The sequence below is a fragment of the Nocardia camponoti genome (genome assembly GCF_014646135.1).
Lineage (GTDB): Bacteria > Actinomycetota > Actinomycetes > Mycobacteriales > Mycobacteriaceae > Nocardia > Nocardia camponoti.
The window spans coordinates 204744-228007 of record NZ_BMMW01000001.1 but is presented as its reverse complement, the minus strand read 5'-3'; the positions used below and the strand labels follow the sequence as shown (position 1 = coordinate 228007).

General features: G+C 63.0%; 22 protein-coding genes and 1 pseudogene. 3 read left to right on the top strand and 20 right to left on the bottom strand.

Annotation, left to right across the window (positions count from 1 at the left end):
• Positions 1-5 precede the first annotated feature (5 nt).
• The 20 genes and pseudogenes from IEX78_RS00970 to IEX78_RS00875 all read right to left on the bottom strand — a co-directional run bounded on the left by IEX78_RS00970 (position 6) and on the right by IEX78_RS00875 (position 20351).
• The gene (locus IEX78_RS00970; protein WP_188826798.1) at positions 6-578 is read right to left on the bottom strand and encodes an alpha/beta fold hydrolase; all 573 of its coding nucleotides are present in this window, start codon (positions 576-578) and stop codon (positions 6-8) included.
• Between the two features lie 4 nt (positions 579-582).
• Positions 583-2258: pseudogene (locus tag IEX78_RS00965) on the bottom strand (thiamine pyrophosphate-binding protein).
• Between the two features lie 46 nt (positions 2259-2304).
• Complete coding sequence (locus IEX78_RS00960) at positions 2305-3093, bottom strand: SDR family oxidoreductase (RefSeq protein WP_188826797.1); 789 nt, start codon at positions 3091-3093, stop codon at positions 2305-2307.
• 53 nt (positions 3094-3146) lie between these two features.
• Positions 3147-3887, bottom strand: coding sequence for an SDR family oxidoreductase (locus IEX78_RS00955; RefSeq protein WP_188826796.1), 741 nt, complete (start codon positions 3885-3887; stop codon positions 3147-3149).
• Entirely contained in the window at positions 3884-4705 is an 822-nt protein-coding gene (locus tag IEX78_RS00950; protein ID WP_188828151.1) for an alpha/beta fold hydrolase, read from the bottom strand. The genes IEX78_RS00955 and IEX78_RS00950 overlap by 4 nt, the downstream gene beginning before the upstream one ends.
• Positions 4706-4710: 5 nt before the next feature.
• A complete protein-coding gene (locus tag IEX78_RS00945; protein WP_188826795.1) occupies positions 4711-5694 on the bottom strand; it encodes a VOC family protein in 984 nt (327 codons plus the stop codon).
• 136 nt (positions 5695-5830) lie between these two features.
• Positions 5831-6349 (bottom strand): cupin domain-containing protein, encoded by a 519-nt coding sequence (locus IEX78_RS00940; protein ID WP_188826794.1) that lies wholly within the window; start codon positions 6347-6349, stop codon positions 5831-5833.
• Positions 6350-6390: 41 nt separating this feature from the next.
• Positions 6391-6732, bottom strand: a complete 342-nt coding sequence (locus IEX78_RS00935) for a RidA family protein (protein ID WP_188826793.1) — start codon at positions 6730-6732, stop codon at positions 6391-6393.
• Between the two features lie 14 nt (positions 6733-6746).
• Positions 6747-8294: an aldehyde dehydrogenase gene (locus IEX78_RS00930; protein ID WP_188828150.1), complete on the bottom strand. Its 1548-nt coding sequence runs from the start codon at positions 8292-8294 to the stop codon at positions 6747-6749.
• 237 nt (positions 8295-8531) lie between these two features.
• Positions 8532-9380, bottom strand: coding sequence for an aspartate dehydrogenase domain-containing protein (locus tag IEX78_RS00925; protein ID WP_188826792.1), 849 nt, complete (start codon positions 9378-9380; stop codon positions 8532-8534).
• Positions 9380-10198 (bottom strand): ABC transporter ATP-binding protein, encoded by an 819-nt coding sequence (locus tag IEX78_RS00920; protein ID WP_188826791.1) that lies wholly within the window; start codon positions 10196-10198, stop codon positions 9380-9382. Before IEX78_RS00920 ends, IEX78_RS00925 begins: the two co-directional genes overlap by 1 nt.
• Positions 10191-11114 (bottom strand): ABC transporter permease, encoded by a 924-nt coding sequence (locus IEX78_RS00915; RefSeq protein ID WP_188826790.1) that lies wholly within the window; start codon positions 11112-11114, stop codon positions 10191-10193. Before IEX78_RS00915 ends, IEX78_RS00920 begins: the two co-directional genes overlap by 8 nt.
• On the bottom strand, positions 11090-11881 hold the full coding sequence (locus IEX78_RS00910) for an ABC transporter permease (protein ID WP_188826789.1): 792 nt from the start codon (positions 11879-11881) through the stop codon (positions 11090-11092). The genes IEX78_RS00915 and IEX78_RS00910 overlap by 25 nt, the downstream gene beginning before the upstream one ends.
• A 1-nt stretch (position 11882) precedes the next feature.
• Positions 11883-12854, bottom strand: coding sequence for an ABC transporter substrate-binding protein (locus tag IEX78_RS00905; protein ID WP_188826788.1), 972 nt, complete (start codon positions 12852-12854; stop codon positions 11883-11885).
• A 295-nt stretch (positions 12855-13149) separates the two neighbouring features.
• Positions 13150-13704 carry a MarR family winged helix-turn-helix transcriptional regulator gene (locus tag IEX78_RS00900; protein ID WP_229683621.1) on the bottom strand — a complete coding sequence of 185 codons (555 nt, stop codon included), beginning with the start codon at positions 13702-13704 and terminating at the stop codon, positions 13150-13152.
• A 162-nt stretch (positions 13705-13866) separates the two neighbouring features.
• Positions 13867-14223, bottom strand: coding sequence for a hypothetical protein (locus IEX78_RS00895; RefSeq protein WP_188826787.1), 357 nt, complete (start codon positions 14221-14223; stop codon positions 13867-13869).
• A 727-nt stretch (positions 14224-14950) separates the two neighbouring features.
• Positions 14951-15514, bottom strand: coding sequence for a DUF6036 family nucleotidyltransferase (locus tag IEX78_RS00890; RefSeq protein ID WP_188826786.1), 564 nt, complete (start codon positions 15512-15514; stop codon positions 14951-14953).
• The gene (locus IEX78_RS24045; RefSeq protein ID WP_229683620.1) at positions 15514-16491 is read right to left on the bottom strand and encodes a helix-turn-helix domain-containing protein; all 978 of its coding nucleotides are present in this window, start codon (positions 16489-16491) and stop codon (positions 15514-15516) included. The genes IEX78_RS00890 and IEX78_RS24045 overlap by 1 nt, the downstream gene beginning before the upstream one ends.
• A 398-nt stretch (positions 16492-16889) precedes the next feature.
• On the bottom strand, positions 16890-17216 hold the full coding sequence (locus IEX78_RS00880) for a hypothetical protein (protein ID WP_188826785.1): 327 nt from the start codon (positions 17214-17216) through the stop codon (positions 16890-16892).
• A 957-nt stretch (positions 17217-18173) separates the two neighbouring features.
• Positions 18174-20351 (bottom strand): malate synthase G, encoded by a 2178-nt coding sequence (locus IEX78_RS00875; protein ID WP_188826784.1) that lies wholly within the window; start codon positions 20349-20351, stop codon positions 18174-18176.
• A 368-nt stretch (positions 20352-20719) separates the two neighbouring features.
• On the opposite strand from IEX78_RS00875, the gene IEX78_RS00870 reads away from it, so the two are divergent.
• The 3 genes from IEX78_RS00870 (at position 20720) to IEX78_RS00860 (ending at position 23256) form a co-directional block, all read left to right on the top strand.
• Entirely contained in the window at positions 20720-21250 is a 531-nt protein-coding gene (locus IEX78_RS00870; protein WP_229683619.1) for an HNH endonuclease, read from the top strand.
• Positions 21247-21492: a WhiB family transcriptional regulator gene (locus tag IEX78_RS00865; RefSeq protein ID WP_188826782.1), complete on the top strand. Its 246-nt coding sequence runs from the start codon at positions 21247-21249 to the stop codon at positions 21490-21492. Before IEX78_RS00870 ends, IEX78_RS00865 begins: the two co-directional genes overlap by 4 nt.
• Before the next feature lie 102 nt (positions 21493-21594).
• A complete protein-coding gene (locus IEX78_RS00860; RefSeq protein ID WP_188826781.1) occupies positions 21595-23256 on the top strand; it encodes a substrate-binding domain-containing protein in 1662 nt (553 codons plus the stop codon).
• Positions 23257-23264: the final 8 nt, after the last annotated feature.

The window sequence follows — 23264 nt, the reverse complement described above, 5'->3', positions numbered from 1 at the left end:
TTCTCCTATCGTCCCGATGCCACGGCGTCGAGACCCTCGGCGATAACGGTGAATGCGGTGATCCATTCGTTGAATGAAGCGGCGCATTCGCGGTGGACGGGGACTTTGCCGCCGTCGATGATCACGAACAGGCCGTTGTCGATTCCGCCGGCGATTCTCTGGGCATGTCCGAACTCGGTGTGCGCGTCGGGGGCTGCAGCTACCACCAGAGTCGGGACGGCCACGTGCGCCAAAAGTTCGGCGTAGCCGGGGATTTCCGGTTCGATCTCGGGGTCGCCGAGCACAAGGCTGGTAATGAGCGCGGGGCAACGGCCAGCAAGTACGAGTGCACCAAAAGAGCTTGCGCCCGTCGCTAGCAGGTGCACGCGGTCGTGGCCCAGAGCTGTTACGGCTAAGGCGACCTCGTCAACCCATGCCTCGACGGACTGCGCGTCAGTCGAAGGGACTGCGCGGACGGCGAACGAGATCGCGCCAAGCGCGTCGACCTGGCCCGCGAACGAGTGTGCTGGATCTTCTCCGGTGTGCAGGCATAGCAGCGGTTGCGCCGGGACTGCACCGGCCCATTCGTCACCGGTCATCGGATCAACGGTTTCCGACCGGGATGTGCACGGGTGGCGTAAACGGGCCGGGCCGCGGTTCGACGGCAGCGACGTCGACTTCGACAATCGCCGGACCGCGCGTCGCCACCGCGTCCGCGAACGCATCCTCGAAACGGCCCGGGCCCTGGACAAGGGCGTAGGGAATGTCGAGCGCGGCCGCGAGCAGGTCGAACCGCGGGGTGAACAGGTCGACCCCTGCCCGGTCAAACCCATTGGCCGCCTGCATGTTCCGTAGGACTCCGTATCCGCCGTCGTTGAAGATCACCACGACGCACCAGGCGCCGCTGCCTGCAAGCGAGGCGAGTTCGCCGAGATGGACGGCGAGGCCACCGTCTCCGGCGATCACGGCGGTCGGCACTTCAGGTCGGCCGAGCGCGGCACCGAGCCCCATGGCCAGCCCTTGGCCGATGCCGCCGCCGAGGGGGAAGATGTTGGTCTCGCGTTCGTAGAAGGGGAGCAGTCGGTTGCCCCACTGGCTGGACGGGATGGTCACATCGCGTGCCACTACGGACTCGCGCGGCAGCACCGACCGCATTGCTTCACAGATCTCCGCATAGCCGCCGATGTAGGCCGTAAGCGCCGCGCGGACTGCCACCCTGGTGTCAGTTACTCGGCTTGACCATCCCGGATCCACTGATGTCCGCGTCAAGCTTTCGTTGATCGCACGCAACGTCGCCGCAGCGTCTCCCACGATGCCGACTTTCGCTGGGTAGACACGGCCGATCGCCGCCGCGTCCACATCGATCTGGATTTGCACCTCCGGTAACCGCAGGTGGTAACTCTTGGTTTCGTTGGAGCGAAAGTGTGTGCCGATCGACAGCAGCAGATCGGCATCGGCGAGTAGCGCCGCAACCTCCGGCGTCGTTGCGAAGTTCCCAATGACTAGCGGGTCGTCCTCTGGCACGATCGCCCGCCCCGAATTACTGGTCAACAGGCCAGCGCCGAGGGTGCGCAGCACAGCCGTCAGCTCGGCCTTCGCTCCCGCCGCTCCCCCACCCACCCACAACAGGGGCCGCTTGGCCGCCGATAGCAACGTGACTGCCTCAGCGATCTCTTGGCTGTCCGGTACCGGCGCTTCAAGGGTCGGCAGGTCGTATTCGCGTTGGTCGTCAGGACGTGCCAAATACTGGAGGTCCGACGGCCATTCGACACTGGCGGGCCCTTGCGGAGCGGCAAGAATGTGAGCGATAGCGGTTTCCAAATCCGCTTCGACGTCTTCGGCGCGGTTAATAGTTGCCGCATACCCGGAGACGGCATCGAGCATCTGCAGTTGTTTAGGCACCTCGTGGATGACACCGCGCGTCGACCCTCCACCGCCGAGGTACTCGCTTTCGATTTGACCGGTGACGTGCAGCACCCGGCTCCCGCAGTGAGCGCTTCGAGCATAGAGCCTGCGGCGTTGCCCGCGCCGGTGCCGGTGCTAGTGATCGCGACACCGATCTTTCCGGTCGCGCGCGCGTACCCGTCGGCCGCGTTGACTGCGGCCGCTTCGTGGCGCACCGCTACGAAGTTCAGCTCTCGTGCCACCGCTTCGACGAGGGGCAGATTGTGGATACTGATCACCCCGAAGGCGGTATCGATGCCGTGCCTGCGCATTACCGCGACGAGCACGTCGCCCCCGGTGGGCTCCTTCGTGCCGGGGCTATCGGTGGTCGTCATGGGGTGTCCTCTCAGCGAAAGATGGGGCCGGCGGAAGGCCTGACAGTCAGATGTAGCGGCCGACGCCGCCGCCGACGTCGATGCTCGTGCCAGTGGTGTAGCCGCTCAGTGGCGAAAGCAACGTGACGATGTGGAACGCAACTTCCTCGGCGGTGCCGAATCGGCCGAGGGCGATACCGCTGTCGGCGGCGATCTGCGCGCTCCACGCGTCGTAATCGAGTGCGGTTCCCGAGGTCTCGAAGCGGCGGCGCCACTGGCCGGTGTCGACGAGCCCGAGCAGTACCGAGTTGACGCGGGTCCCGTCCGCAGCGAGATCTTCGGCCATGGAGTGGGTCAGGTTGAGCAACGCGGCGCGTGCGGCCGAGGTGACGGCCAGCCGAGGCTCCGGCTGGCGCGAAAGAATCGCGTTGACGTTGACGACGGCGCCGCAGTCCGCGGCCGCAAGGGGTCTCCTTGCCGCGCGCACTAGGTTCCAGGATCCGAAGATCTTCAGGTCGAATTCCGCGCGTATCTGCTCGTCGGTTGTCTCCGACAGAGATGACATCAACGAGCGCCCAGCGTTACAGACCAACCCTTCGATACCGGCGAAACGCTGCATGGTGCTGCCGATGAACGACTCGACCTCGTCACGGTCGGTCACATCGCAGGCACGGAGATGGACCTTATCGGGATCGACCCCGTCGATCGTCTCGATCGCGGCGCGCAACCGATCTAGATCGCGCGCACAGGCGGCAATCCGGGCACCCTCGGCGAGCAGCATCCGCGTCGTCGCCAGTCCAACACCGGAGCTGGCACCGGTGACAACGACAGTGCGGTCAGTGAGTTGCAGATCCATCGAGGTTGATCTCCTTGCGCGGGAAGGGGTTTCGGGAAGCAGCAGAGCGACGGTCAGTTCATGACGAATCCGCCGTCGACGACCACGGTCTGGCCGGTCAGATAGCGCGCCGCGTCCGAGAGCAGAAACTGCACGGGTCCCGCGACATCGCCGGGGATTTGTTCGCCTACCAGGGCCCGGTTGTCGGCATAAAGCTGAAACCGTGATGCCGGAACTGTTGCTGTCGCCTCGACCCGGGTCAAGCCAGGTGCGACGGCATTGACCCGCAGCCCGTGCGGGCCACCGTCACGCGCCATCGTGCGGGTCATCGCGACGACTGCGCCCTTGGAGCCGACGTAGTGCACGAGCCGAGGCAAGCCGTAGAGGGCGGCGTCAGACGCGATATTGACGATCGCGCCATTGCCGTCGCGAACCAGCTGGGCGAACAGATGCTTACTGACCAACCAGGTACCAAATGCGTTGACAGTCATCACCTTCTGGAAGAACGCTTCATCGAGTTCCCAAAACGCATCGCCCCCGACACCGTCGGCCAGTGCCGCGTTGTTGACCAGCGCGTCCGCGCCGCCCAGCTCCTCCACCCTGCTCGCGAGGGCCATCACCGAATCACGATTGGCGATATCGGTGACCACCGAGGTGACGTCACATCCCTTGTCCCGCAACGACTTCTGTGCAGCATCTGCCAGCTCGGGGCGCATCTCCGCGATGACGACGCGGTCACCCGCAGTAGCGAGCCGCTCGGCAATCGTGAAACCCAGCCCGCGACCAGCCCCCGTAACAACAACGAGCCTGCTCATTCGTCCAGTGTCTTCCAGAAACGCAGGATGTGCGCGGCCGTCTCGACAGGCTTCTCCTGCACGGCCGCGTGGCCTGCACCCAGGATCAGCCCGAAGCTCGCCCCAGGAATCGCGTCGGCTAGCAGCCTGGATTCGTCTACCCCGGTGATGACGTCTTCGGCTCCGACCAGCACCAGCGTGGGCGCCGACACGGCGGCCAAGCGGCCCCCGGTGTCGGTGCGGGCCATGAATTCGGCGGCGGCACTGTAGCCGGGCAGGCGCACTCGTGCCATTTCCGATTCCACGGCCCGCGCGACTTCGACCTCGCAGGAAGCAGAAACCAGGCGTTTCGCTCTCGCCGCCGCAAACGCGGGTCCACCGAGCTCGCGCAGTTCACCGATTCGTTCCCGCATCGCCCGCACACGCTCCTCGTTCACCGCAGAGCCGCGGGTGCTGTCGGCCAAGACGAGCGAACGGACCAACGTCGGATTCGCGGCGGCGACCACGGTCGCAATCACCCCGCCCCATGACGTGCCGACCAGATGTACGGGCTCGGCGCCCAACTTGGTGATCAGATCCGCAACCACCACGGCATGGTCATAGTTCTCGGCGGCTCCGTTAGCGCTCACAGTCGGATCGGCAGACCGGCCGTATCCGGGCGCGTCCCAGCAGTAGGTGCGGTAGCCGCGCGTGCTCAGCACCTCAGCTAGCGCACCGCAGGCTGCGGCGCTTCCGCCGATACCGTGCAGGAGTAGGACCGGATCGCCCGCGCCACGAACTTCAAGTGCGATTCCCCGTGTTGAAACCCACCTGGTCGCATGGTCGGGCGACCCGGCCATCGCTGTCACGGCTGCGCCGCGGGGACATCCCCGCCACCGTAGAAGTAATGGTCGATTCCAGCGGTAACCCGGTTACGGTGCCCGAGGTCAGGCACACCCGCCATCGCGGTCCGAACAGCAACTGTCGGCGGCCCCGCCGTCCCCCACTGGTCGGAGAGTTCGGGCGTGCGTTTCCACGTCCGACACAGCCACCGGTCCTCATCGATCTGGGCTACCTCGGAGGTGTACTCGCACACCAGGCCAGCCGGGTCGGTGAAGTAAGAGAAGGTGTTATCGCCTGGCCCGTGTCGGCCCGGCCCCCACTGCGGGACAATGCCGCTGCGCTTCAGGTTGCCGAGGCCGCGCATGAAATGGTCGAGACTCTCCATCTCGTAGGCCACATGGTTGATCGATGGGAAGTCCGCCTGATTCAAGGCAATGACGTGATGGTCGGAGTTGCACCGCAGGAAAGCCATCTGGTGTTCGGACCAGTCCGAGATCCGCATGCCAAGCACCAGAGTGTAGAAGTCCGCAGTGCGGTCGATATCGGTGGTGTTGAGCACGATATGGGCAAGCTTGCGGGGAACTGCCCGCCGACCTGCGGGCTCCTGCGCCGAAACGGCGAACGTGTCGGCGGATAGTTCCAGGCAGCGTCCCTCTGGATCGAGGAGTTGCAGACCGTAGCCGCCGCCCGCGTCGTCGAGTCGGCCCGGCTCGCGCAGAAGCGGGATGCCGAGCTTTTGCAGTACACGGGCTGCGTCGTCGACCTCGCGCGGTGTCGCGAGCGCGAACGAGATCCGGTCCAATGCGTTGCTTTTGCCTGCGCGCAGCTGCAGTACGTGGTGCTCGGTGCCCGTGGCACGTAGCCAGAAAGTGTCGCCGTCTTCGTCGACGGTGCTCAAACCCCATGCTTCGTGATAAAAGTCGCGCGAGAGAGCAGGATCGGGCACCGTGACCGATACCGACCGCAACGCGCGAACGCTACAGATCGGTGCTTCGGGGAACCGCATGATCGACCTTTCTGTCGAGGTTGTTAATTAAAGGTCGAGGACGAGCGCGGCGCAGCGGCATCGTGAGACACAGACGGACATGGTGTCGCCCGTCTGCTATTCCTCGGGCGAGAGCAGGAAATCGCGGTGATCGACGTCAGCGCGTGACACCGAACATCTCCGAGCTCGGCGGATAGGTGGGCAGTTGCGGCTTGGGAGTGCCGATGATGACGCAGAACAGCGCGTCGGCGTCGGAGACGTTCGCGAGGCTGCGCGGTACCCCCGCGGGTACGCGGATCAGGTCGCGGTAGCCGAGCGTGCGCACCGCTTTCTTTGTCCCGTCCTCGACATCGTGGACGGCGACCTCGATTTCACCCTCAAGGACGTAGAAGACCTCTTCGACGTCGTGATGGGTGTGCTCGGGGCCGACCGCCCCTGCGGGGAGTCGCATGTTGGAGAAGGTGAAGTGGTCGGCCGCAATGATGTTGTTGTCGGTGTCGTGGTTGCCGGTGGCCCCTGAGCCGATGTAGCGGATCTGTGCACGCTTGAAGCGGTCGCCGCCCTTTGCAGCCTGGAATCCGAGCGTGTCCCAGTCCTCGTAGCGGGTTTCGGCGGAGGCGATGCAGGAGTCGATCAGAGCGTCGAGATCGACGCCAGCGTTTTCGGTGCTGGACATGGTGTGCCTTCCTCTAGGGGTATTGGTTGTGTTCTGGTGGGCTAGCCGCGGTGGGCGATGGCCTCGATCTCGACCGTGGCGCCGTAGGGCAACGCCGCGACCTCGACGAACGAGCGGGCCGGACGTGGTTCGGCAAACACCGCCTCGTAATGCCGGTTTGCCTCGTCTCTCAAGGTGACGTCGGTGACGAAATACGTGGTCTTCACGACGTTTTCAAGCGTCATGTCGATGGTCGAGAGCCGCTCACTGAGGCGGGCCATCGCAGCTTCGAGGGCTGTCCTGCGACCATGCACCGCGGCCCCCGATTCGTCGACTGACAGTGCGCCAGAGACGAATCCGAAGTCTGCGACGATGAAAGCCGGGCTGTAGGGGTGAGCGCTCATGAGGTGATTCCTTCTCACAGACCGGCCCAGGGCAATGGCTGCCCAGACATGTCGAGGTAGATGCTCTTCTGGTTCATGTAGGACCGAATTCCATCTCGGCCCTTCTCGGTGCCGAGACCGCTGTCCTTGAGCCCGCTGAACGGAGTCGAGATACTGAACTGCTTGTAGGTGTTGATCCACACCGTTCCGGCCTGCACGGCGCGGGCCGTACGCCAGGCGCGTCGGTAGTCCGAGGTCCAGACTCCACAGGCCAGACCGAAGACGGTGTCGTCGGCTTGGGCGACGACGTCGCTCTCATCGTCGAAAGGGAGCACGACCGCTACCGGTCCGAAGACTTCTTCCTGGCAGATCCGCGCACTGTTGCCGACACCGGTGAGTACCGTGGGCAAGTAGTACGCGCCTTCGGCGAGTGCGGGATCCGCGGGGATCGCGCCGCCGCACAGCGCCGTCGCTCCCGCGTGCACCGCCTCGTCGACCATCGCCGCCACCCCGTCGCGGTGTTGGCGCGTGACCATGGGTGCTACCTGGGTTCCCGGGTCGGTGCCTGGTCCTACCCGTAGCGCCGAGGTCGCCGCGACGAGACGGTCGACGAACTCGTCATAGACCGTGCGCTGCACGAAGATTCGGGAGCCCGCGATGCAACTCTGGCCGGACGAGGAGAAGATGCCGAACAGGACACCGGCAAGCGCCTGATCGAGGTCAGCGTCGGCGAAAACGATGGTGGGCGATTTGCCGCCAAGTTCGAGCGTGATCGGCATCAACTTCTCTGCGGCGATATGTGCAAGCACACGACCGGTTTCGGTACCACCGGTGAACGAGATTTTGCCGATACCCGGGTGCCGGGCGAGCGCGTCACCGACAGTCCGACCCGGTCCCGGCAGCACAGACAACAAACCAGCCGGTAAGCCTGCTTCCTCCGCCAGCCGCGCCAGCAACAGCGTGACCCAGGGGGCCCACACCGGCGGCTTGGCAACGACGGCATTTCCTGCTGCGAGCGCAGGCGCGATCTTCTGCGCATCCGAGGCGATCGGCGAGTTCCAGGGGGTAATGACGCCGACAACGCCGATCGGCTCGTAGGTGGCGAAGGACAGGAACGAACCGCGCCGAGGAGTGATGGCCTCCTCCATGGTCTCCAAAGCGGACGCCATGAACCGGAAAGTGCCTGCGGCGCTGTGCGCGAGCGCGCGAGTCTCGGCCAACGTCTTTCCGGTATCGACCGTTTGCAGCGCGGCGATGCGGTCGGCGTTAGCGTCGATGGCCGTGCCGATCCGATGCAGTATTGCGGCACGGTCGTGTGGCATCAGCTCAGCCCAACCTGAGCTCGCTATAGCCCGCAGGCCACCGTCGACGGCCGTGTCGACGTCGCCTTCGGTTGCGCCGTGCAAGCGGGCGAAGACACGTCCTGTAGCCGGGTCGACTGAGTCGATGACCGTGCCGGTACCGCGGACCCATCGGCCTGACACGAAGATCTCGTCGGTCGTATCAGAGACCGGGGTGGCGCCCCGCGCTCGCTCAATAGCTGCGGCATCGGCAGGCGCTGTCTCCGACCCGAACGCACCCATGCCGCGCATTGCCTGCGGCGAGCGGGAATTGATGCTGCTGTGCATGTCCATCGGAGTCTTCATCCTTTCCGTCTGTAGCAGCACTGTCCGGCGCGGCGTGCGCTCCGAATACCTCCGGCGAAGATCCCTCTGCCCAAAGAGTCTGAGCTAAAAGATAATTACCGTCAAGGGGTCTGCGTTAACTAGTTGTCTCTGGCCCGTGCTGGGCATTTCGGATATTCGACGCCGAACTAGCAATCAGGCGATGAGGTTTGGGTAGCTGGTCAGGTGCGCCAACGTCCGCAGGATCGAGTACGGCACCACCGCGCTGGAACGCGGATTAGCCGCACTCGGCAGATTTTCGATCTTGATCGAGTATCGGCCAATCGGACCCGAAGCCTCAATCTCGTGGCAGGTCATCTCCGCATCCGGATCGGCGTACAACTCCACCGACACCGTATCCCAGTCACGCACCGCGAAACTGACTGCTGCAGCAACGTTGAGCGACTTCGGAAAGAGTCGCGCCGCTTCGGCCGGGCTCCCCGCGAAGACGCACAAGCGCGCCGCCGTGCTGCTGATCCGTTCTCGCTGCGGGGCGTCCATCCACGACTGCACCAGCGATGCTGGCGACTTCGTCGACCTGACGAGCACGTGGTCGAAAGGCGCTGCGTCGCGGGCTGCGGCGAGTAGATCGAGGCCGCCGACCGCGCCGTGCGTACACACGACCCGCCCCGGACCACCGCCAGCAATTCGCTGGGCGAAGTCCGGATCCGACAGCGCGCCCACTGACGAGACCAGCAGATCACAGCCCGCGTCGACCACTCGCTGGCCGACCTCCCATACCGCCTCTTGCGAGGCACATTCGACTACCACATCAGCGATTTCAAGCGCTTCTGCGAGCGACAGCGACGGCGCAAGCAGGTCCCCCACCCGCGATCGATGGACGATTCCGACCAACTCGGCGCCAGGCACAGCGCCACGGCTGAGCCGGTCGGCAACTACCGTGCCGATACTTCCGTAACCGAGCACGCACACACGCGCCGGAATCCTGCCGTCGGCCGTACGGCTTGCCGCGATGCCTCCGGATCCGTGAATGGTGGCTCGCATCAGGGCGCCTTGCTCACTGCAGGACTGGGCGCATCGGGAGCAACCGCCCCACCACGCAGCAATCTGGTCACGTGCGAACGGATCTCGACGAATCGCGGATCCGTCTTAGTGGTGATGTGATCACGCGGCCGCGGCAAGTCGACCTCGATCGTTTCGGCAACGATGCTCGGCGACTTAGACAGCACGATGATGTGGTCGGCGAGATAGACACTCTCGTCGATATCGTGTGTGACGACCAGGACGGTTATCCCGAGCCGTGACTGGATCGTCAGGAGCAAATCCTCTAGCTCGGCGCGGGTCTGGGCGTCGACCGAAGCGTATGGCTCGTCCATCAGGAGCAGCTTCGGGTGGCTGGCCAACGCCCGGGCGATCGCGACGCGCTGCTGCATCCCGCCCGACATCTGCCATGGATAGAGCTTCTCCTTGCCCGACAGTCCGACCGCGTCGATGGCTTCCTGCACCCTCGCGGCGCGCTCGTGCCGCGGCAGATGACCGAGTGGAAAGGCGATATTCTTGTCCACCCGCATCCACGGGAACAGCGAGCGCGCGTAGTCCTGAAACACCATTGCTAGGCCATCGGGTACGCCGGAAACTTGCTGTCCGTCGAAAGTCGCCGCCCCTCTGGTCGGTACATCGAGACCGCTGATCACCCGCAGGAGGGTCGACTTGCCGCAGCCTGAAGGTCCAACGATCACGCTAACCTTGCCAGCCGGGGCGCAAGCGGTTATGTCACGGATCGCGACATTGGATCCATAGGACTTCGAGATACCGGTGAGGACCAGCTCCGCCGACGCTGTCGCCATACCTTTACTAGTCATTTTGCTGAGTCACTCCTCGGTGCCAGGCCAGCGCCCGCCGTTCGGCGAACACGAAGATGGAGTTGAGTGCGACGCCGAGGACGGCCAGCACGATCAAGACCGACCAGAATCCCGTGTAGTCGAAGTCGCGCTGTGTACGGATCAACAGATATCCCAGACCGTTCTCGGACTTCTGCAGCTCGGAGATGATCATGATGATGAGCGACAGCGACATCGCGGTTCGCACACCGGCGAAGATCTTCGGCCCCGCTCCGGGAAGGATGATGCTCGTCAAGACCTTGCGGCGAGGAATCTTGAAAACCGCTGCCGCCTGCATCCGGCCGGCTCCGACGCTCTGGACACCGTCGATGGTGTTGAACAGAATCGGCCAGATCACGGAAAACGCGATCAGGAAGATCTTCGGACTGTCTCCAGTCCCGAACAGGAAGAAGAACACCCCGAGCAAGGCCGGGCTCGGCAGCGACCGCCCGAGGTGGATGAGCGGTTGGAACAGCGCGGTGAGTACAGGAACGACACCGAGCGCGACGCCGATCACAATGCCGATCACCACGGCCAACAGAAGTCCCGCCATCGCACGGTAGATGCTCGGGAAGAGATGGTCGAAGGTCGCGTTGCCGAGAAACAAGCGGCTAACGTCGCCGCTGAAAAAGTCGGTAAATACCCGTTGAACGGCTTCAAGTGGCGGTGCGACGATCAGTGACCCGACCTCCGACTGAGACAGGGCCCACCAGCCGATGAGTATCAGCGCTGGAACCAGCAGGCGGATGCCCGTGTTTCCTAACCTGCGAGCAAGCGAATCGCGGAGACTCGCGGCCGCGGTGACGGCGCCAGCTTTACGCCCCGAGGGCAGGACCGACGCGGCGGGTAGTGTGCCCTCGGTCGATGCGACCATCACTGGGCCAGTCCCTTCTTCCATGCGAACACCTTGTTGTCGAGCGAGCTGAAGATTGTGCTCACTATCAGGCCAAGGACCCCGGCCACCAGCGTCGCGGCGTACACCGTGTCGAGGTTGGTCGCGTTCGCGCTGTTGAGCAGGATGTACCCGCCGATCCCCTGCCCGTTGCCTATCAGCAGTTCCGCGCTGACGGCGACGATGAGTCCGATCGATGCGGCGGTGCGGATTCCTGTGAACGCGAAGGGGAGTGCGCTAGGAATCTTTATTCGGCGCAGGATCGCGAGACTGGACAGTCCGAACGTACGGGCCGTCTGGACCGCGGTGGCATCGGTGGCGCGGACTCCATACAGGGTGTTCAGCAGGATGGGCCACATACAGGCAAGCGCCACCGTGATCGAGAGCGGCATCATTCCCGAACCCAACAGCAGCACAAGGACCGGGCCAAACGCGACCGAGGGCAGGACTCGAAAGACCTCAACCGGGAGTTCGAAGGCCAAGAACGCCTTTGCAAACGCGCCCATCAGGCCGCCAAGCACCATCCCAGCTACGGTCGCGATCAGCAGGCCGAGCATCCATTCTCGGAGCGTGAACCCGATATCGCGCCAGAAGACGTGATCGCCCATCAGTGCTCCGGCTTTAACCAGCACCCGACTCGGAACTGGCAGCCCTGGCGTCGAGATCAATCCGGTCCGGATGACCGTTTCGGCCAGCGCGCAAGTCCCGATCACTCCGGCGACTCCGTAGGCGATTCGCTGGTTCTGGCCAAGCGGCTCGCTGAGCAGACTCATCTCAGTGCTCAAGCGTGATGAGATGCGAGGTTACGTCGAAGCCCTTGGGGATTCGACCCTGGGCCGCGAGCATATCGGCGACGGCCTGCATTTTAGATGGATCCATTTTCGACGCGAAGATCGGCAGAGACATCGACCGAGCCACTTCCGCAGGTACCTTCGCGACACCTGGCAGCCAGCTGCGGAAATCTGCTTCGTTGGCAGCGATATCGGCTCCTGCCGCATAGATCGCACGCGCGAACGCGGCGGTGGTGTCTGGATTCGCGTCCACAAAGCGGTCACCCGCGACGAAGATCGATGCGGGCAGTGCGTTATTGGGCCCCGTCGTGAGATCCGCGATCTCACGCATACCGGCGTTCCGCGCGGCTGAGGAGAACGGCTCGGGCGCGTATCCGACATCGATCGACCCGGCCTGTACTCCCGGCAGCATCTCGGGGAATGGCACCTCAACGTAGCGAGGCTTGACATCGACGCCCTGCGTCTTCGCGAGGTTGGCGATGGTGACATCGCCGATGTTATTGGTGGTGTTCACGCCGACGGTCTTGCCGTCAATATCGGCGAGCGAAGTCACCGGCGAGCTGGGTTTGACGTACAGGATTCCACTGCGGTCACCGAGCGAGGACGTGTGGGCGACGATCGTGATCGGTGTCTTGCGGGACTGTGCGATCGCTGCGGAGATCGAATTGCCGATGCTGAAGTCAAGTTCTCCCGATGCGACCTTCTGGATGCCGATGGGCCCGCCCTGAATTGGCTCAAGTTTCACCGTCAGGCCCTCCTTCTTGAAGAAGCCCTTTTCGTCTGCCCAATACACAGCCGCATAGTCAGACAGCGGGAGAACGCCCACCGAAACTTCGGTCTTCTCAAGCTTCCCGTCGGTCGCTGCGGCGGGGCGCTCCCCCGGACCACTACACGAGCTCAGAACCAAGGCAGAGCCGGCCAACAAGGCTGCGACCGCGAGGCGGATTGTGGTCATGAACGTCTCCTGTCGGGACGATGGTGGCTACCGCGCTGGTTCTACCGCGGGTTCCAAAACATCTTGGCTGTAAGAGATTTGTACTTCCTTACCGCTAAGAGGTCAACGCCGGGCAGCGACAAATTCGATGATTAACGGGTGGTTAACTCCCCCGGAATGCATCAGCCGAGATAAGAGACGCAGGTCACTACCGGCGTCAAGTTGTGATATGACGCACATCGCGCTTGAGAAAGTTTTCCCCGCAAACGACAAACGCTCCCAGATCGTGAGATCCGGGAGCGTGCAGAGCTAATACTCAGGCGGTGCGATCTGCCGTGGCGGTCTGTTCAGTAGGCAGCTCAGTCATTCGTAGCGACCCCTCCAATACCGTGAGGAGCCCGGCCAGCTGAACCTTCTGTGCAGGCCCGAGGCCCTCAAGCATTCGCGTGAGCTCGGCGAAATGCACATCGGCGACTCGGTCAACGAGGTCGCGCCCCGCATCCGACAGGCTCACATATACGACCCTATTGTCCTCTGAGTCGCGTTCCCGGATAACCAGCCCTGCTTCCTCCAGCCGATTAACCCGCAGCGTCAGCCCACCCGTTGTCACAAGCGTCTGCTGGGCCAATTCACCCGCCGTTCGTCGGAACCCCGGCTCGGCGCGACGTAGACACGCGAGGACGTCGAAGCCCGCTTCGTTGGTACCGAATTGCTCGAACACACCGTTAATCCGCGATCGATAGAGCAGAAAGCTGCGATGCATTCGCCCGAAGATCTCTAGCGCAGAGACGTCAAGTTCGGGCCGAGCCACGGCCCATTGCCGGATAATCTCACCGACACCGTCCGAGTTTTCCGTCACCGCTTGTCCCACAACCCATCCCTGTCGCCGAACTTACCTTTGCGCAAAGGTACCGCACGATCGTTTCTGCCAGTCGACCGCCGCGGACCTGCGGCGATTCGTCTCGCCGCACAGCCCGATCGCAGCAAGCGACAACACGTTGCCGCGAGTGTGGGATGCCTGGTCGGAAGGGGTTTAGCTGGCGTATAGGTCTTCGAGTAAACCCATGTAGATCGTTTCCGCGTGGTAATCCTGCACCATCTGGTCGAACGCGGTACTGGTGGGGATCTTCGCTGCGGCCATCGCTCGGGTACGGGCAATGGCGAGACGGTGCCCGGCACTGTCGGTTCCGATCTGACTGGTGACTCCAAGGTTGGTGTCGTCGTCAGTCCAGACGATGCCGTGGTTGACGCCACCGACTTCCAGCGCCGCCCACCTGCCACGGCCGATCATCCGGCACCCGTACTTAACGATGCCCGTATCGACAACGACGAATTGTGCGTCGTTCCAGTATGCCGCCCGTTCAGCTTCAGTTTTCCGTCTCTCAGACACACTGTCCCACAATCTCGCAAACGACGTCATACACCAGCAGTCAGCCTATTCAGTCCCTGCTTCGGCTTGTTGTCCATGTAACAGCATTTCGTCCCCGGTGGTGAGGTTGACACCTTCCGTGAGCGACGCCGAAAGCCCCTCTGTCGGCAGCGCATTGGTTAGGCAGCGCCTTCACACAGCAACTGTGTGACCAGGCTGGCGAGCGTGGCCGACCACAGCCTAAAGAACTACTCCGCCATCACCGGTCAGCTGCCTGAGATTACCACCGGTGAGGCGATGTCTACTGCTGCTCAACGACTTACGGGTGATCCCAGCGCCAGGTTCCACCGAAATCCGCCGACATCACGAAATGTCACCTGGACACCACGGAATTCCATTCAATTCCACGCTGGTCGACTCCTCGACGTCGGGAACCATCATCCGATCCACGCACGGTTGACGGCACGATTGCACCCAGACGATTCGAGCGAAATCAGCAGGCACATGCCCAGCACGAACGCGGCCCACACCCGCCATCGACCGCGCCACGCGCGCTGCCCACCGACTGAGGCGAGTGTCCTCCCACTGTGTGACCTTTGATGCCTGAAGCGGTCCCGGCGACGGCGAAGGACGAAAAGCACTGCTGCAAGCGCGCTTTCAGATCCAAGCAACCGTACTTCCGCGCAGCCTTAAACCATGCCGCACCTCAAGAACCGTCGGCGGCCGAAGAAAGGCCACGGTCTGAGCCCTAGGCAAATGCGGAAAGCCATTCAATGGCCCGCAGCGCGTTCGATCGAAACCTCTCATCGACGGTGTGTAATCTTTGCTCGATCAACTTCGTTTCGACGAGGTTGGCCCGCAATAGCGCGTCAACGAAATTCTGGTCCTTCTCACGCAGCGCGCATAGCTTCGCAACGCAGAGGTCTTCCTTATCAAGGCACCAGCCGGTGAATTGCGGCTCGCCTGAAGGGGCGGCGGTGTTCGCGTTAGAGACTTTGACTAACCGGTCACGCCACCCTGCAGGCAGGGCTGAGGTAAGCATGTCAACGCCGTCGATGCTGAACCCGTGCATCTCCTCGAAAGGCGAAAACTCCCCCGCGACGCCCTCGATTGCATCTGCGAGACGCGCGACCTCAGAGTTGCTATCAGCGATCGGCAGAATGTCGACCTCAAGGGACATCGTTGCGTCCGCAGGCAGTCGTTCTTCGTCAAATGTCCCCAGGATCGACTGCGAGCCAACCACGATCACCGCTGGGTGACCAATAATCTGACATGCCGTCCGAATAGCGTGTTCCAACTGGTCGCGACGCATCAGCTCGCCTCCCGCAGCACAGCAGCCCGCTCGTCCTGCGGCAGCAAGCCAGCAAGCGGGGAAACTTCCCGCATTTCGATCGCATGGCGGTCGAGCCCGGTGAGCACGCGGTGCAGACCCGGCACATCCTCACGCGCAAGCAACAATTCCCATTCGGCAAGGTTCCGGACATGTGGCTCACCAACAATGCCAGCGCGTAGACGAGCAAGATTCTGCTCGATGCGTGCTCGCGCGCAAGCTAGCGTGGTCCGGTTCAGGTGGGTGGCAAGTTGACGATGCAACCGCCATGAACGCATTTCCGACCGCGTCAACTCGGCCGGCACGGGTCTCCGCACGACTTCAAGGCGAAAGCCCATGCACGAAAGCAAGCGGTCCAGCTGCTCATCGCTCAAATTGGTTTTGCGCGAAAGGAACTGACTGATGCTCGACTGCCGCACCCCACTCATGCGCGACAACGCGGACTGGTTGGTCCCAGTATCGCGCATCACTTGGTGCAGCACGTCCCGTCGTTCCGACATGAGAAAATTATAGCATGGGGAACTATAGGGAGTCGCGACAGAAATCTGCTGGTACCACCTCCTGCGGGCGGCCGCCGAGTACCTCGAATCTTGTGACTGTTGGGCGACCTCGCCGAAACCGGTGCGGCGCACCAGATGCTGTGGGACAACACCCATCCGTTCGACAATCCCGTCGGCCGTCGCCGCACAACACGGATTTCGGAACGTGCCGAAACTTCCTGGGGTGCCGTAGACCGCTTCGTATTCGCTCGTCGAATCGAAGTTCGGGTACCGCACCGGCGTGGTGCTGTCGTCCGCGAATTCCTCGAACCCCGACGTGATGCCGTCCATGAGCGTACCGGTGGGCCCGGTGACGCCGGTCTTGTCGATTGTCTCCAACACGACGGTCGGTTTATCGAGATAGAACCATTCCGGCGCGGACTGCTCGTCCTCACCCGGCAGGAAGAACCGCGCGGTCAAAACATGACGCCCGAGTCCTTCAGCATCGGTTGAAGAACTGAGCAGAGCACAAATAGTCCCACGTCCTCTGAGTACTCACGAAGAGTCAATTCTTCGAAAGTTGCTATCAGTGGAATTTCCCGGAGCGGACAACTTTGTGTCCCAAATTTCACACGTTCAGGTAATCGCTACCTGGGGCAACGGGTCCCAAATCCTAGACTTCCGCGTCACTCCCGAAGCATCAACAGGCCCTGCCGGAGATGGCGAGCTGCCGGTATTCGGAGAAGTCGCAGGCTCTAACGGGACCGAGCCAGGCCAGCTGCGGTCGCCATTCCGATCATCCTAACTATGAAATGCGTCCTAACTATGAAATGCGAGGCATTCTGCCCTGATCGATCTTCTGATCCTGCAGTTCTCGATTACCAGGCCTTCTCAGGGTAAGGCGGATCATCGCACTGATGATCAATGAAGATATAGTGGTACGCTTGCTCCAGAAATTCGTACAGATCATCTTCGTTTTTAAAGAATACCTCCGTCATGCTGTCATAATCATCAACAGTCATCGCTCGTATCCGCAGCATATCTAAATACTGAGCCTCCGCCCTCGCCCGGAGGCCCGGATGTAACTCCTGAATCCGTGGCGAACTCAATAGGTCCCGGGCAATATCGGGCCAAACATAAAACGTGTCCGGGACCATGGTCTCTAGCACCATTCGCAATTCTTTTTCAAGTTCCAGTGAGATCACCTACATCTGATGTGGATTTGGATACATTGTATATAGGTATGGCAGCGAATTTAAGTCCTTTTAAAGATCGCGATGATGGAGCCTCCCCGCAGATCGACATATCCATCCGTATCGGGCATTTGGGCGAAAGCCCACGGCCAAGGCTGGAGCGATGCCATGGGAAAAGGCGGCGTGTAATGTAGAGCATCAGTTCTGGGATTACCACCTTGGAGTGAAGCCAAAATGAAGATACGCGCGAGAGATCGCTGGGTGAGGTGTTTGGTTGCCATAATAGATAGTGGTTCCACTGAAGGGCTGTCGTGTGAGTCCTGCAGCGCGTCCACTCTCGCGTATAAGTTTATCGGTTTTCCGCAGACGCGGTTGGGGTCCTATCTTCTCTGGTGCGAATCGTGCTGGCGAGGAATTGAGGTATCAAGAGCCAAAGCTCCAGAATTTGTTACGGTCTGGCCGATTGACGACCCGAATTCATCGGTGCCGGATTTTGATCGAGTGCGGTAGGTGCGGAAGCTGCGGGCGACGAGTTCAGCAAGAGAACTTCAGTTGGCGAACTCGCGCGAGCACGCTATGACGGTGGATAGCGAAGGCCCACCTCATCTCGTCGATGTTGCGGATCTTGTCATGACATGGAGCCCGGCACTGTATCTGCCGTGTTGGACTGAGGCCCTGGTCGGAGCGGTTGAGATTCTGCCCAGCTTTTGTGCGTGGCGCTGCCCTGCGGCTGCAGGCGCCGAGCACACCTGCCGCGCGGTCACCATTGATCGACGTGGCCCGCGCGGCTAAACGCGGACGACGTTCGAGTGCCCCGATGTGTGACCGTTTTTGTGACCGTTTTGAGCGTGACACGCCGGTATCCGGGGTGACTTCCGGTGACGACGGAGGGCCCGCCTCGGATGTCTCCGAAACGGGCCCTCGTCCGAAAAGTACTGCTAGAAGCTACTTTTCAATCACTGCAGATCACTACTTCTGTGCGGCCTTAAACTCGCGACGACGACGGTGCAAGATCGGCTCGGTGTAACCGTTCGGCTGCGTCGTCCCCTCCAACACCAGTTCCTTCGCCGCCTGGAACGCGATGTTGTTGTCGAAGTCCGGGGCCAGTGGGCGGTAGGTCGGGTCGCCCGCGTTCTGGCGGTCGACCACCGGGGCCATCCGCTCAAGGCTCGCGATCACGTCGGCCTCAGAAACGATGCCGTGGCGCAACCAGTTCGCCACCAGCTGGCTCGAAATGCGAAGGGTCGCACGGTCTTCCATCAAACCGATGTCGTTGATGTCGGGGACCTTCGAGCAGCCGACGCCGTGGTCGATCCAGCGGACAACGTAGCCGAGGATGCCCTGGGAGTTGTTGTCGAGTTCCTGACGCTTCTCCTCGTCGGTCCAATCCGTGGACTGAGCGAGCGGGATTTCCAGGATCTGGTCGACCGTCGCGCGCGGGCCACCCTTGGCCAGCTCGGCCTGACGCTTGAACACGTCGACGAGGTGGTAGTGGGTGGCGTGCAGGGTCGCCGCGGTCGGCGACGGCACCCATGCGGTGTTCGCGCCAGCCTTGGGGTGGCCGATCTTCTGCTCAAGCATGGCGGCCATCAGGTCGGGCATGGCCCACATGCCCTTGCCGATCTGCGCCTTGCCGGGCAGACCCTTCGACAGACCGGTGTCGACGTTGAAGTCCTCGTAGGAGGTGATCCACGTCTGGGTCTTCATCTCGGCCTTGCGAACCATCGGGCCCGCCTCCATCGACGTGTGGATTTCGTCGCCGGTGCGGTCAAGGAAGCCGGTGTTGATGAACACCACGCGGTCCTTGGCGGCTTCGATCGACGCGGCGAGGTTCACCGTGGTGCGGCGTTCCTCGTCCATGATGCCGACCTTGAGCGTGTTGCGGGTGAGGCCGAGCACGTCTTCGATGCGACCGAACAGTTCGTTGGTGAACGCGGCTTCGTCGGGGCCGTGCATCTTCGGCTTCACGATGTAAACCGAACCGGTGCGGGTGTTGGCGCGCTGGGTGTTGCCGTTGAGCGCGTGCACCGCGATCAGCGATGTGATCAGGCCGTCCATGATGCCCTCGGGCACCTCGTTGCCTTCGGCGTCGATGATCGCGTCGGAGGTCATGAGGTGGCCGACGTTGCGCACGAACAGCAGCGAACGACCGTGCAGCACCAGCTCAGAGCCGTCGAGCGCGGTGTAAACGCGGTCGGGGTTCATGGTGCGGGTGAAGGTCTTGCCGCCCTTGCTGACCTCTTCGGCCAGGTCGCCCTTCATCAGGCCGAGCCAGTTGCGGTAGCAGACGACCTTGTCGTCGGCGTCGACAGCGGCGACCGAGTCTTCGAAGTCCATGATCGTGGTGAGCGCGGACTCAAGCACGATGTCCTTGACACCGGCGGTGTCGGTGGACCCGATCGGCGACTCGGGATCGATCTGGATCTCGATGTGCAGGCCGTTGTGCTTGAGCAGGATCGACGTGGGCGCTTCGGGGTCGCCGATGTAGCCGACGAGCTGCGACGGATCGGCGAGGCCGATGTCGGTGCCGTCTTCGAGGCCGACCTCAAGTTCGCCGTCGACGATCTTGTAGTACGACGAACCGATGTGTGAACCGGTGATCAGGGTGACCGCGTCGTCGAGGAAGTTGCGACCCCACTCGATGACCTTGTCGCCGCGCACGCGGTTGTAGCCGGTGCCCTTCTCCGCGCCGTTGGCTTCGGAGATGGCGTCGGTGCCGTAAAGCGCGTCGTAGAGCGAACCCCAGCGCGCGTTGGCCGCGTTGATCGCGAAGCGCGCGTTCATCACCGGGACAACAAGCTGCGGGCCGGCAGTCGTTGCGATCTCGGCGTCGACGTTGCCGGTGCCGAGCTGGAACGGCGCGGGCTCGGGACGCAGGTAACCGATTTCGGTGAGGAACTGCTTGTAGGCGCCCTTGTCGTAACCGGTGCCCGGGTTTTCGGCGTGCCAGGCGTCGAGCTTGCCCTGGATCTCGTCGCGCTCGGCGAGCAGCGCGCGGTTGCGCGGGGCGAGGTCGTTGATGACCTGCTCAGCACCAGCCCAGAACGCGGCGGAGTCTACGCCGGTGCCGGGGAGCGCTTCGTTCTCGATGAAATCGTGAAGAACGCTCGCCACCTGGAGCCCGCCGACCTGAATCCGCTCTGTCATCTACTGCCTCACTTTTGTGAAAACCGGGTGGGAAAGTCGAGTGTCATGTTAACCGTGGGTAGGCATGCCGCCGCCGTGCGGGTTGGAACGCGGCGCGGTCGATAACCATTCCCGGTGGTCGTGAATTAAATGGGGCGACGGCGACCCGGGTGCTCTGTCACCATGTTCTCACGCCGGTTGATCAACTAGGCGGCCCGCGACGAGCAGTACCGAGAGGAGGAATCGGCCCGTGAAAACTATTGCGATGCAACGACAGTCAGTCAAGCTCCCACGCATGGAGGGTTATCTGGCCGGTTCCCTGTTCGCAGCCTGACTGCTACCCCCTCTCCCCTCGTTCGCACACTCCCCTTTGAAACATGGTGATCCCCATGCCCATTTCCGCTGTCGCACCCACGTCTGACACCTGGATACGCAACCGCGTGCTCGTGCTCAACGCCAGCTACGAGGCACTCGACGAGATCGGCGCTGACCGCGCGGTCACCTTGCTGTTGAGCGGCACGGCCGAGACCGTTGTCGAGCACGCACCCGCGTTCCCGATTCGCTCGCAGCATCTGACCATCGCGTTGCCCGACACCATCCGACTCGTGCGCTACGTCTACCTCGCGCACGTCGCCGCGATCGGCGACGACAGCCGCGCGACGTTGCCCGCGATTTTGCGCCGCGACCGGCACCGCTGCGGTTACTGCGACAGCTGGGCACAGACCGTCGACCACATTCGGCCACGCAGCCGTGGTGGACCGAACACCTGGAACAACCTCATCGCCTGCTGCGCGCCGTGCAACGCGGGCAAAGCTGACCGCACGCCCGAGGAGGCCGGGATGCGGTTGCTGTGGGAACCGAAAGCCCCCGATCCGCTCGCCCGCAAGCAGCGTCGCATTTGGAAGGAGTACGCGCCATGACCAGGGCACTTACCGACTTGTTGACCCTCTCCGATTCGGGTCGCTGGCACCAGGCTGCCTGCCGTGGCGACACCAACCATCAGGCGTGGTTCCCGTATCCGTCGGAGGACTTCGCCTACGCGCGGGCGATTTGTGCGGATTGCCCGTTGCTCGCCGGGTGCACGGAGTACGCGGCGACCACCGGTCAGTCGGGGGTGTGGGGCGGGCGTGAATACGACCGTGGCCGGGTGATCCGGGAGTAAATCCGCAGTGGCCCCGCATCATTGCGATGCGGGGCCACCTGCGCTTATCGGTCAAATTGGGGACTATGCACCGCGGCTGCGCGTTGTCCCTAAACTGACCGCGTGGGTACACATCGCGACGGGACCAGATCTCGAAGTATTAGCAAAGGTCCGGTTATCGCCGCGGTGGTGATTGTCGTGGTTGTCGCGGCCATCGTCGCGTGGTTCGCGCTTAGTGATCGGGCGTCGTCGACCGATGTTGCCGCCGCCGCTGAATGCGTCGAAGGGCCCGCTTCGCTCGACGTTTCCGTCGATCCCGCCATCGCCAGCCCCGTTCGCGCTGCCGCTGAGCGCTTTAACGCGACCAAGCCGAAGATTCGCGACCACTGCGCGTCGGTGAAGGTGACCGCGCGCCCGTCGAGCACCGTCGGTGCCGCGCTCGCTGGCACGACGCCGTGGGACTCCGGGCTTGGCCCGAAGCCGGGACTGTGGATCGCCGATTCGAGCAGGTCGATCGAACTCGTGCGCGCGCCTGGCCTTATTGAGGGAACGCCCGCGTCGATCGCGATTAGCCCGATCGTGCTCGCCGTTCCCGAACCGCTGAAACAGGCACTTGAGCAGCACAAAGTCGGGTGGGGTGAGTTGCCTTCGTTGCAACAGGGCACCCTCGATTCCCTCGGTCTTGCTGGCTGGGGTGGGTTGAAGATGGCGATGCCCGCTGGCGACGCGACGACGGTCGCCGCTGCCGCGATCGGCGGCGCGATTTCGGGCACTGAGCCGCTCAGCGACGCGGCCGCCAACTCCGGGCAGGTCGTCGCCGCGATTTCGGTGATGGCCGCCACCGCGCCCGCCGCGACCGACGCGCTGACCGCGCTCGCGGGCATCACCGCCGACCCGACCAACGACGCGATTCACGCCGTCGCGACGACCCAGCAACAGGCTGCTGGCCTTTCGTCGTACCGACCGGTTGGGGCGAATCCGCTCGCCGACTACCCTGCCGCGCTGCTGTCGGGGCCGTGGGTCGACAAGACGCAAAACCTCATCGCGTCGCGGTTCATCGACTTCCTGCGCGCGCCTGAACAGGCCGCCGCATTCGCCCAGGAGGGCTTCGGACCGGCGATCGGTTCCGCGCCAACCAACCCGAGCAAGGCCGCACTCACGAAAGTGCAAGCGACGCTGGCGAATCCGGTGCTGGGCGTGAATGCGACTGTGCTGCTTGATGTTTCGTCGTCGATGGCGACGCAGGAAGGGTCGATGACGCGCATGGCCAACACCATCGGCGCGCTCACCTCAACCCTGACGGTAATGCCGTCCGACTTCGGCCTTGGCGTGTGGAGTTTCGGCAAAAACCTCAGCGGCACAACGCCTTACAAGACCGACGTCGCGACCGCGCCGCTGACCGATGCCCAGCGCAACGCGGTCGGCAGCGCGCTCACCGCGATCAAGCCGACCCAGACCGCGCAGGACCAGGCGTACCCGAGCTTGCTCGCCGCGTACAAGGCGGCCGTCGCCGGCTATTCGCCGGGGCGCACGAATTCGATCGTGCTGATCACCGACGGTCCCGAGGACGATTCGACCCTCACCGGCGCGGCCCTACTCGCTGACCTCGCGAAAGCGGCCGACCCGAGCAAGCCGGTGCGCATCGACGTGATCGCGATCGGCGGTAACGCCCCGCAGACGCTGTCGCAGGTCGCGCAGCAGACCGGCGGGACGCTCACCAAGGTCGCGACAACCAACGACCTCGCGTTCGGCACCGCCGTCGCGACCGCGCTGACCACGCCGTAGCTTGAGCC

What these genes read in the sequence shown, in the direction of transcription:
- IEX78_RS00970 (WP_188826798.1), bottom strand. Translation starts at nt 578, where the DNA reads ATGACCGGTGACGAATGGGCCGGTGCAGTCCCGGCGCAACCGCTGCTA.
- IEX78_RS00960 (WP_188826797.1), bottom strand. Translation starts at nt 3,093, where the DNA reads ATGGATCTGCAACTCACTGACCGCACTGTCGTTGTCACCGGTGCCAGC.
- IEX78_RS00955 (WP_188826796.1), bottom strand. Translation starts at nt 3,887, where the DNA reads ATGAGCAGGCTCGTTGTTGTTACGGGGGCTGGTCGCGGGCTGGGTTTC.
- IEX78_RS00950 (WP_188828151.1), bottom strand. Translation starts at nt 4,705, where the DNA reads ATGGCCGGGTCGCCCGACCATGCGACCAGGTGGGTTTCAACACGGGGA.
- IEX78_RS00945 (WP_188826795.1), bottom strand. Translation starts at nt 5,694, where the DNA reads ATGCGGTTCCCCGAAGCACCGATCTGTAGCGTTCGCGCGTTGCGGTCG.
- IEX78_RS00940 (WP_188826794.1), bottom strand. Translation starts at nt 6,349, where the DNA reads ATGTCCAGCACCGAAAACGCTGGCGTCGATCTCGACGCTCTGATCGAC.
- IEX78_RS00935 (WP_188826793.1), bottom strand. Translation starts at nt 6,732, where the DNA reads ATGAGCGCTCACCCCTACAGCCCGGCTTTCATCGTCGCAGACTTCGGA.
- IEX78_RS00930 (WP_188828150.1), bottom strand. Translation starts at nt 8,294, where the DNA reads ATGGGTGCGTTCGGGTCGGAGACAGCGCCTGCCGATGCCGCAGCTATT.
- IEX78_RS00925 (WP_188826792.1), bottom strand. Translation starts at nt 9,380, where the DNA reads ATGCGAGCCACCATTCACGGATCCGGAGGCATCGCGGCAAGCCGTACG.
- IEX78_RS00920 (WP_188826791.1), bottom strand. Translation starts at nt 10,198, where the DNA reads ATGACTAGTAAAGGTATGGCGACAGCGTCGGCGGAGCTGGTCCTCACC.
- IEX78_RS00915 (WP_188826790.1), bottom strand. Translation starts at nt 11,114, where the DNA reads ATGGAAGAAGGGACTGGCCCAGTGATGGTCGCATCGACCGAGGGCACA.
- IEX78_RS00910 (WP_188826789.1), bottom strand. Translation starts at nt 11,881, where the DNA reads ATGAGTCTGCTCAGCGAGCCGCTTGGCCAGAACCAGCGAATCGCCTAC.
- IEX78_RS00905 (WP_188826788.1), bottom strand. Translation starts at nt 12,854, where the DNA reads ATGACCACAATCCGCCTCGCGGTCGCAGCCTTGTTGGCCGGCTCTGCC.
- IEX78_RS00890 (WP_188826786.1), bottom strand. Translation starts at nt 15,514, where the DNA reads ATGCGTCGCGACCAGTTGGAACACGCTATTCGGACGGCATGTCAGATT.
- IEX78_RS00875 (WP_188826784.1), bottom strand. Translation starts at nt 20,351, where the DNA reads ATGACAGAGCGGATTCAGGTCGGCGGGCTCCAGGTGGCGAGCGTTCTT.
- IEX78_RS00870 (WP_229683619.1), top strand. Translation starts at nt 20,720, where the DNA reads ATGCCCATTTCCGCTGTCGCACCCACGTCTGACACCTGGATACGCAAC.
- IEX78_RS00865 (WP_188826782.1), top strand. Translation starts at nt 21,247, where the DNA reads ATGACCAGGGCACTTACCGACTTGTTGACCCTCTCCGATTCGGGTCGC.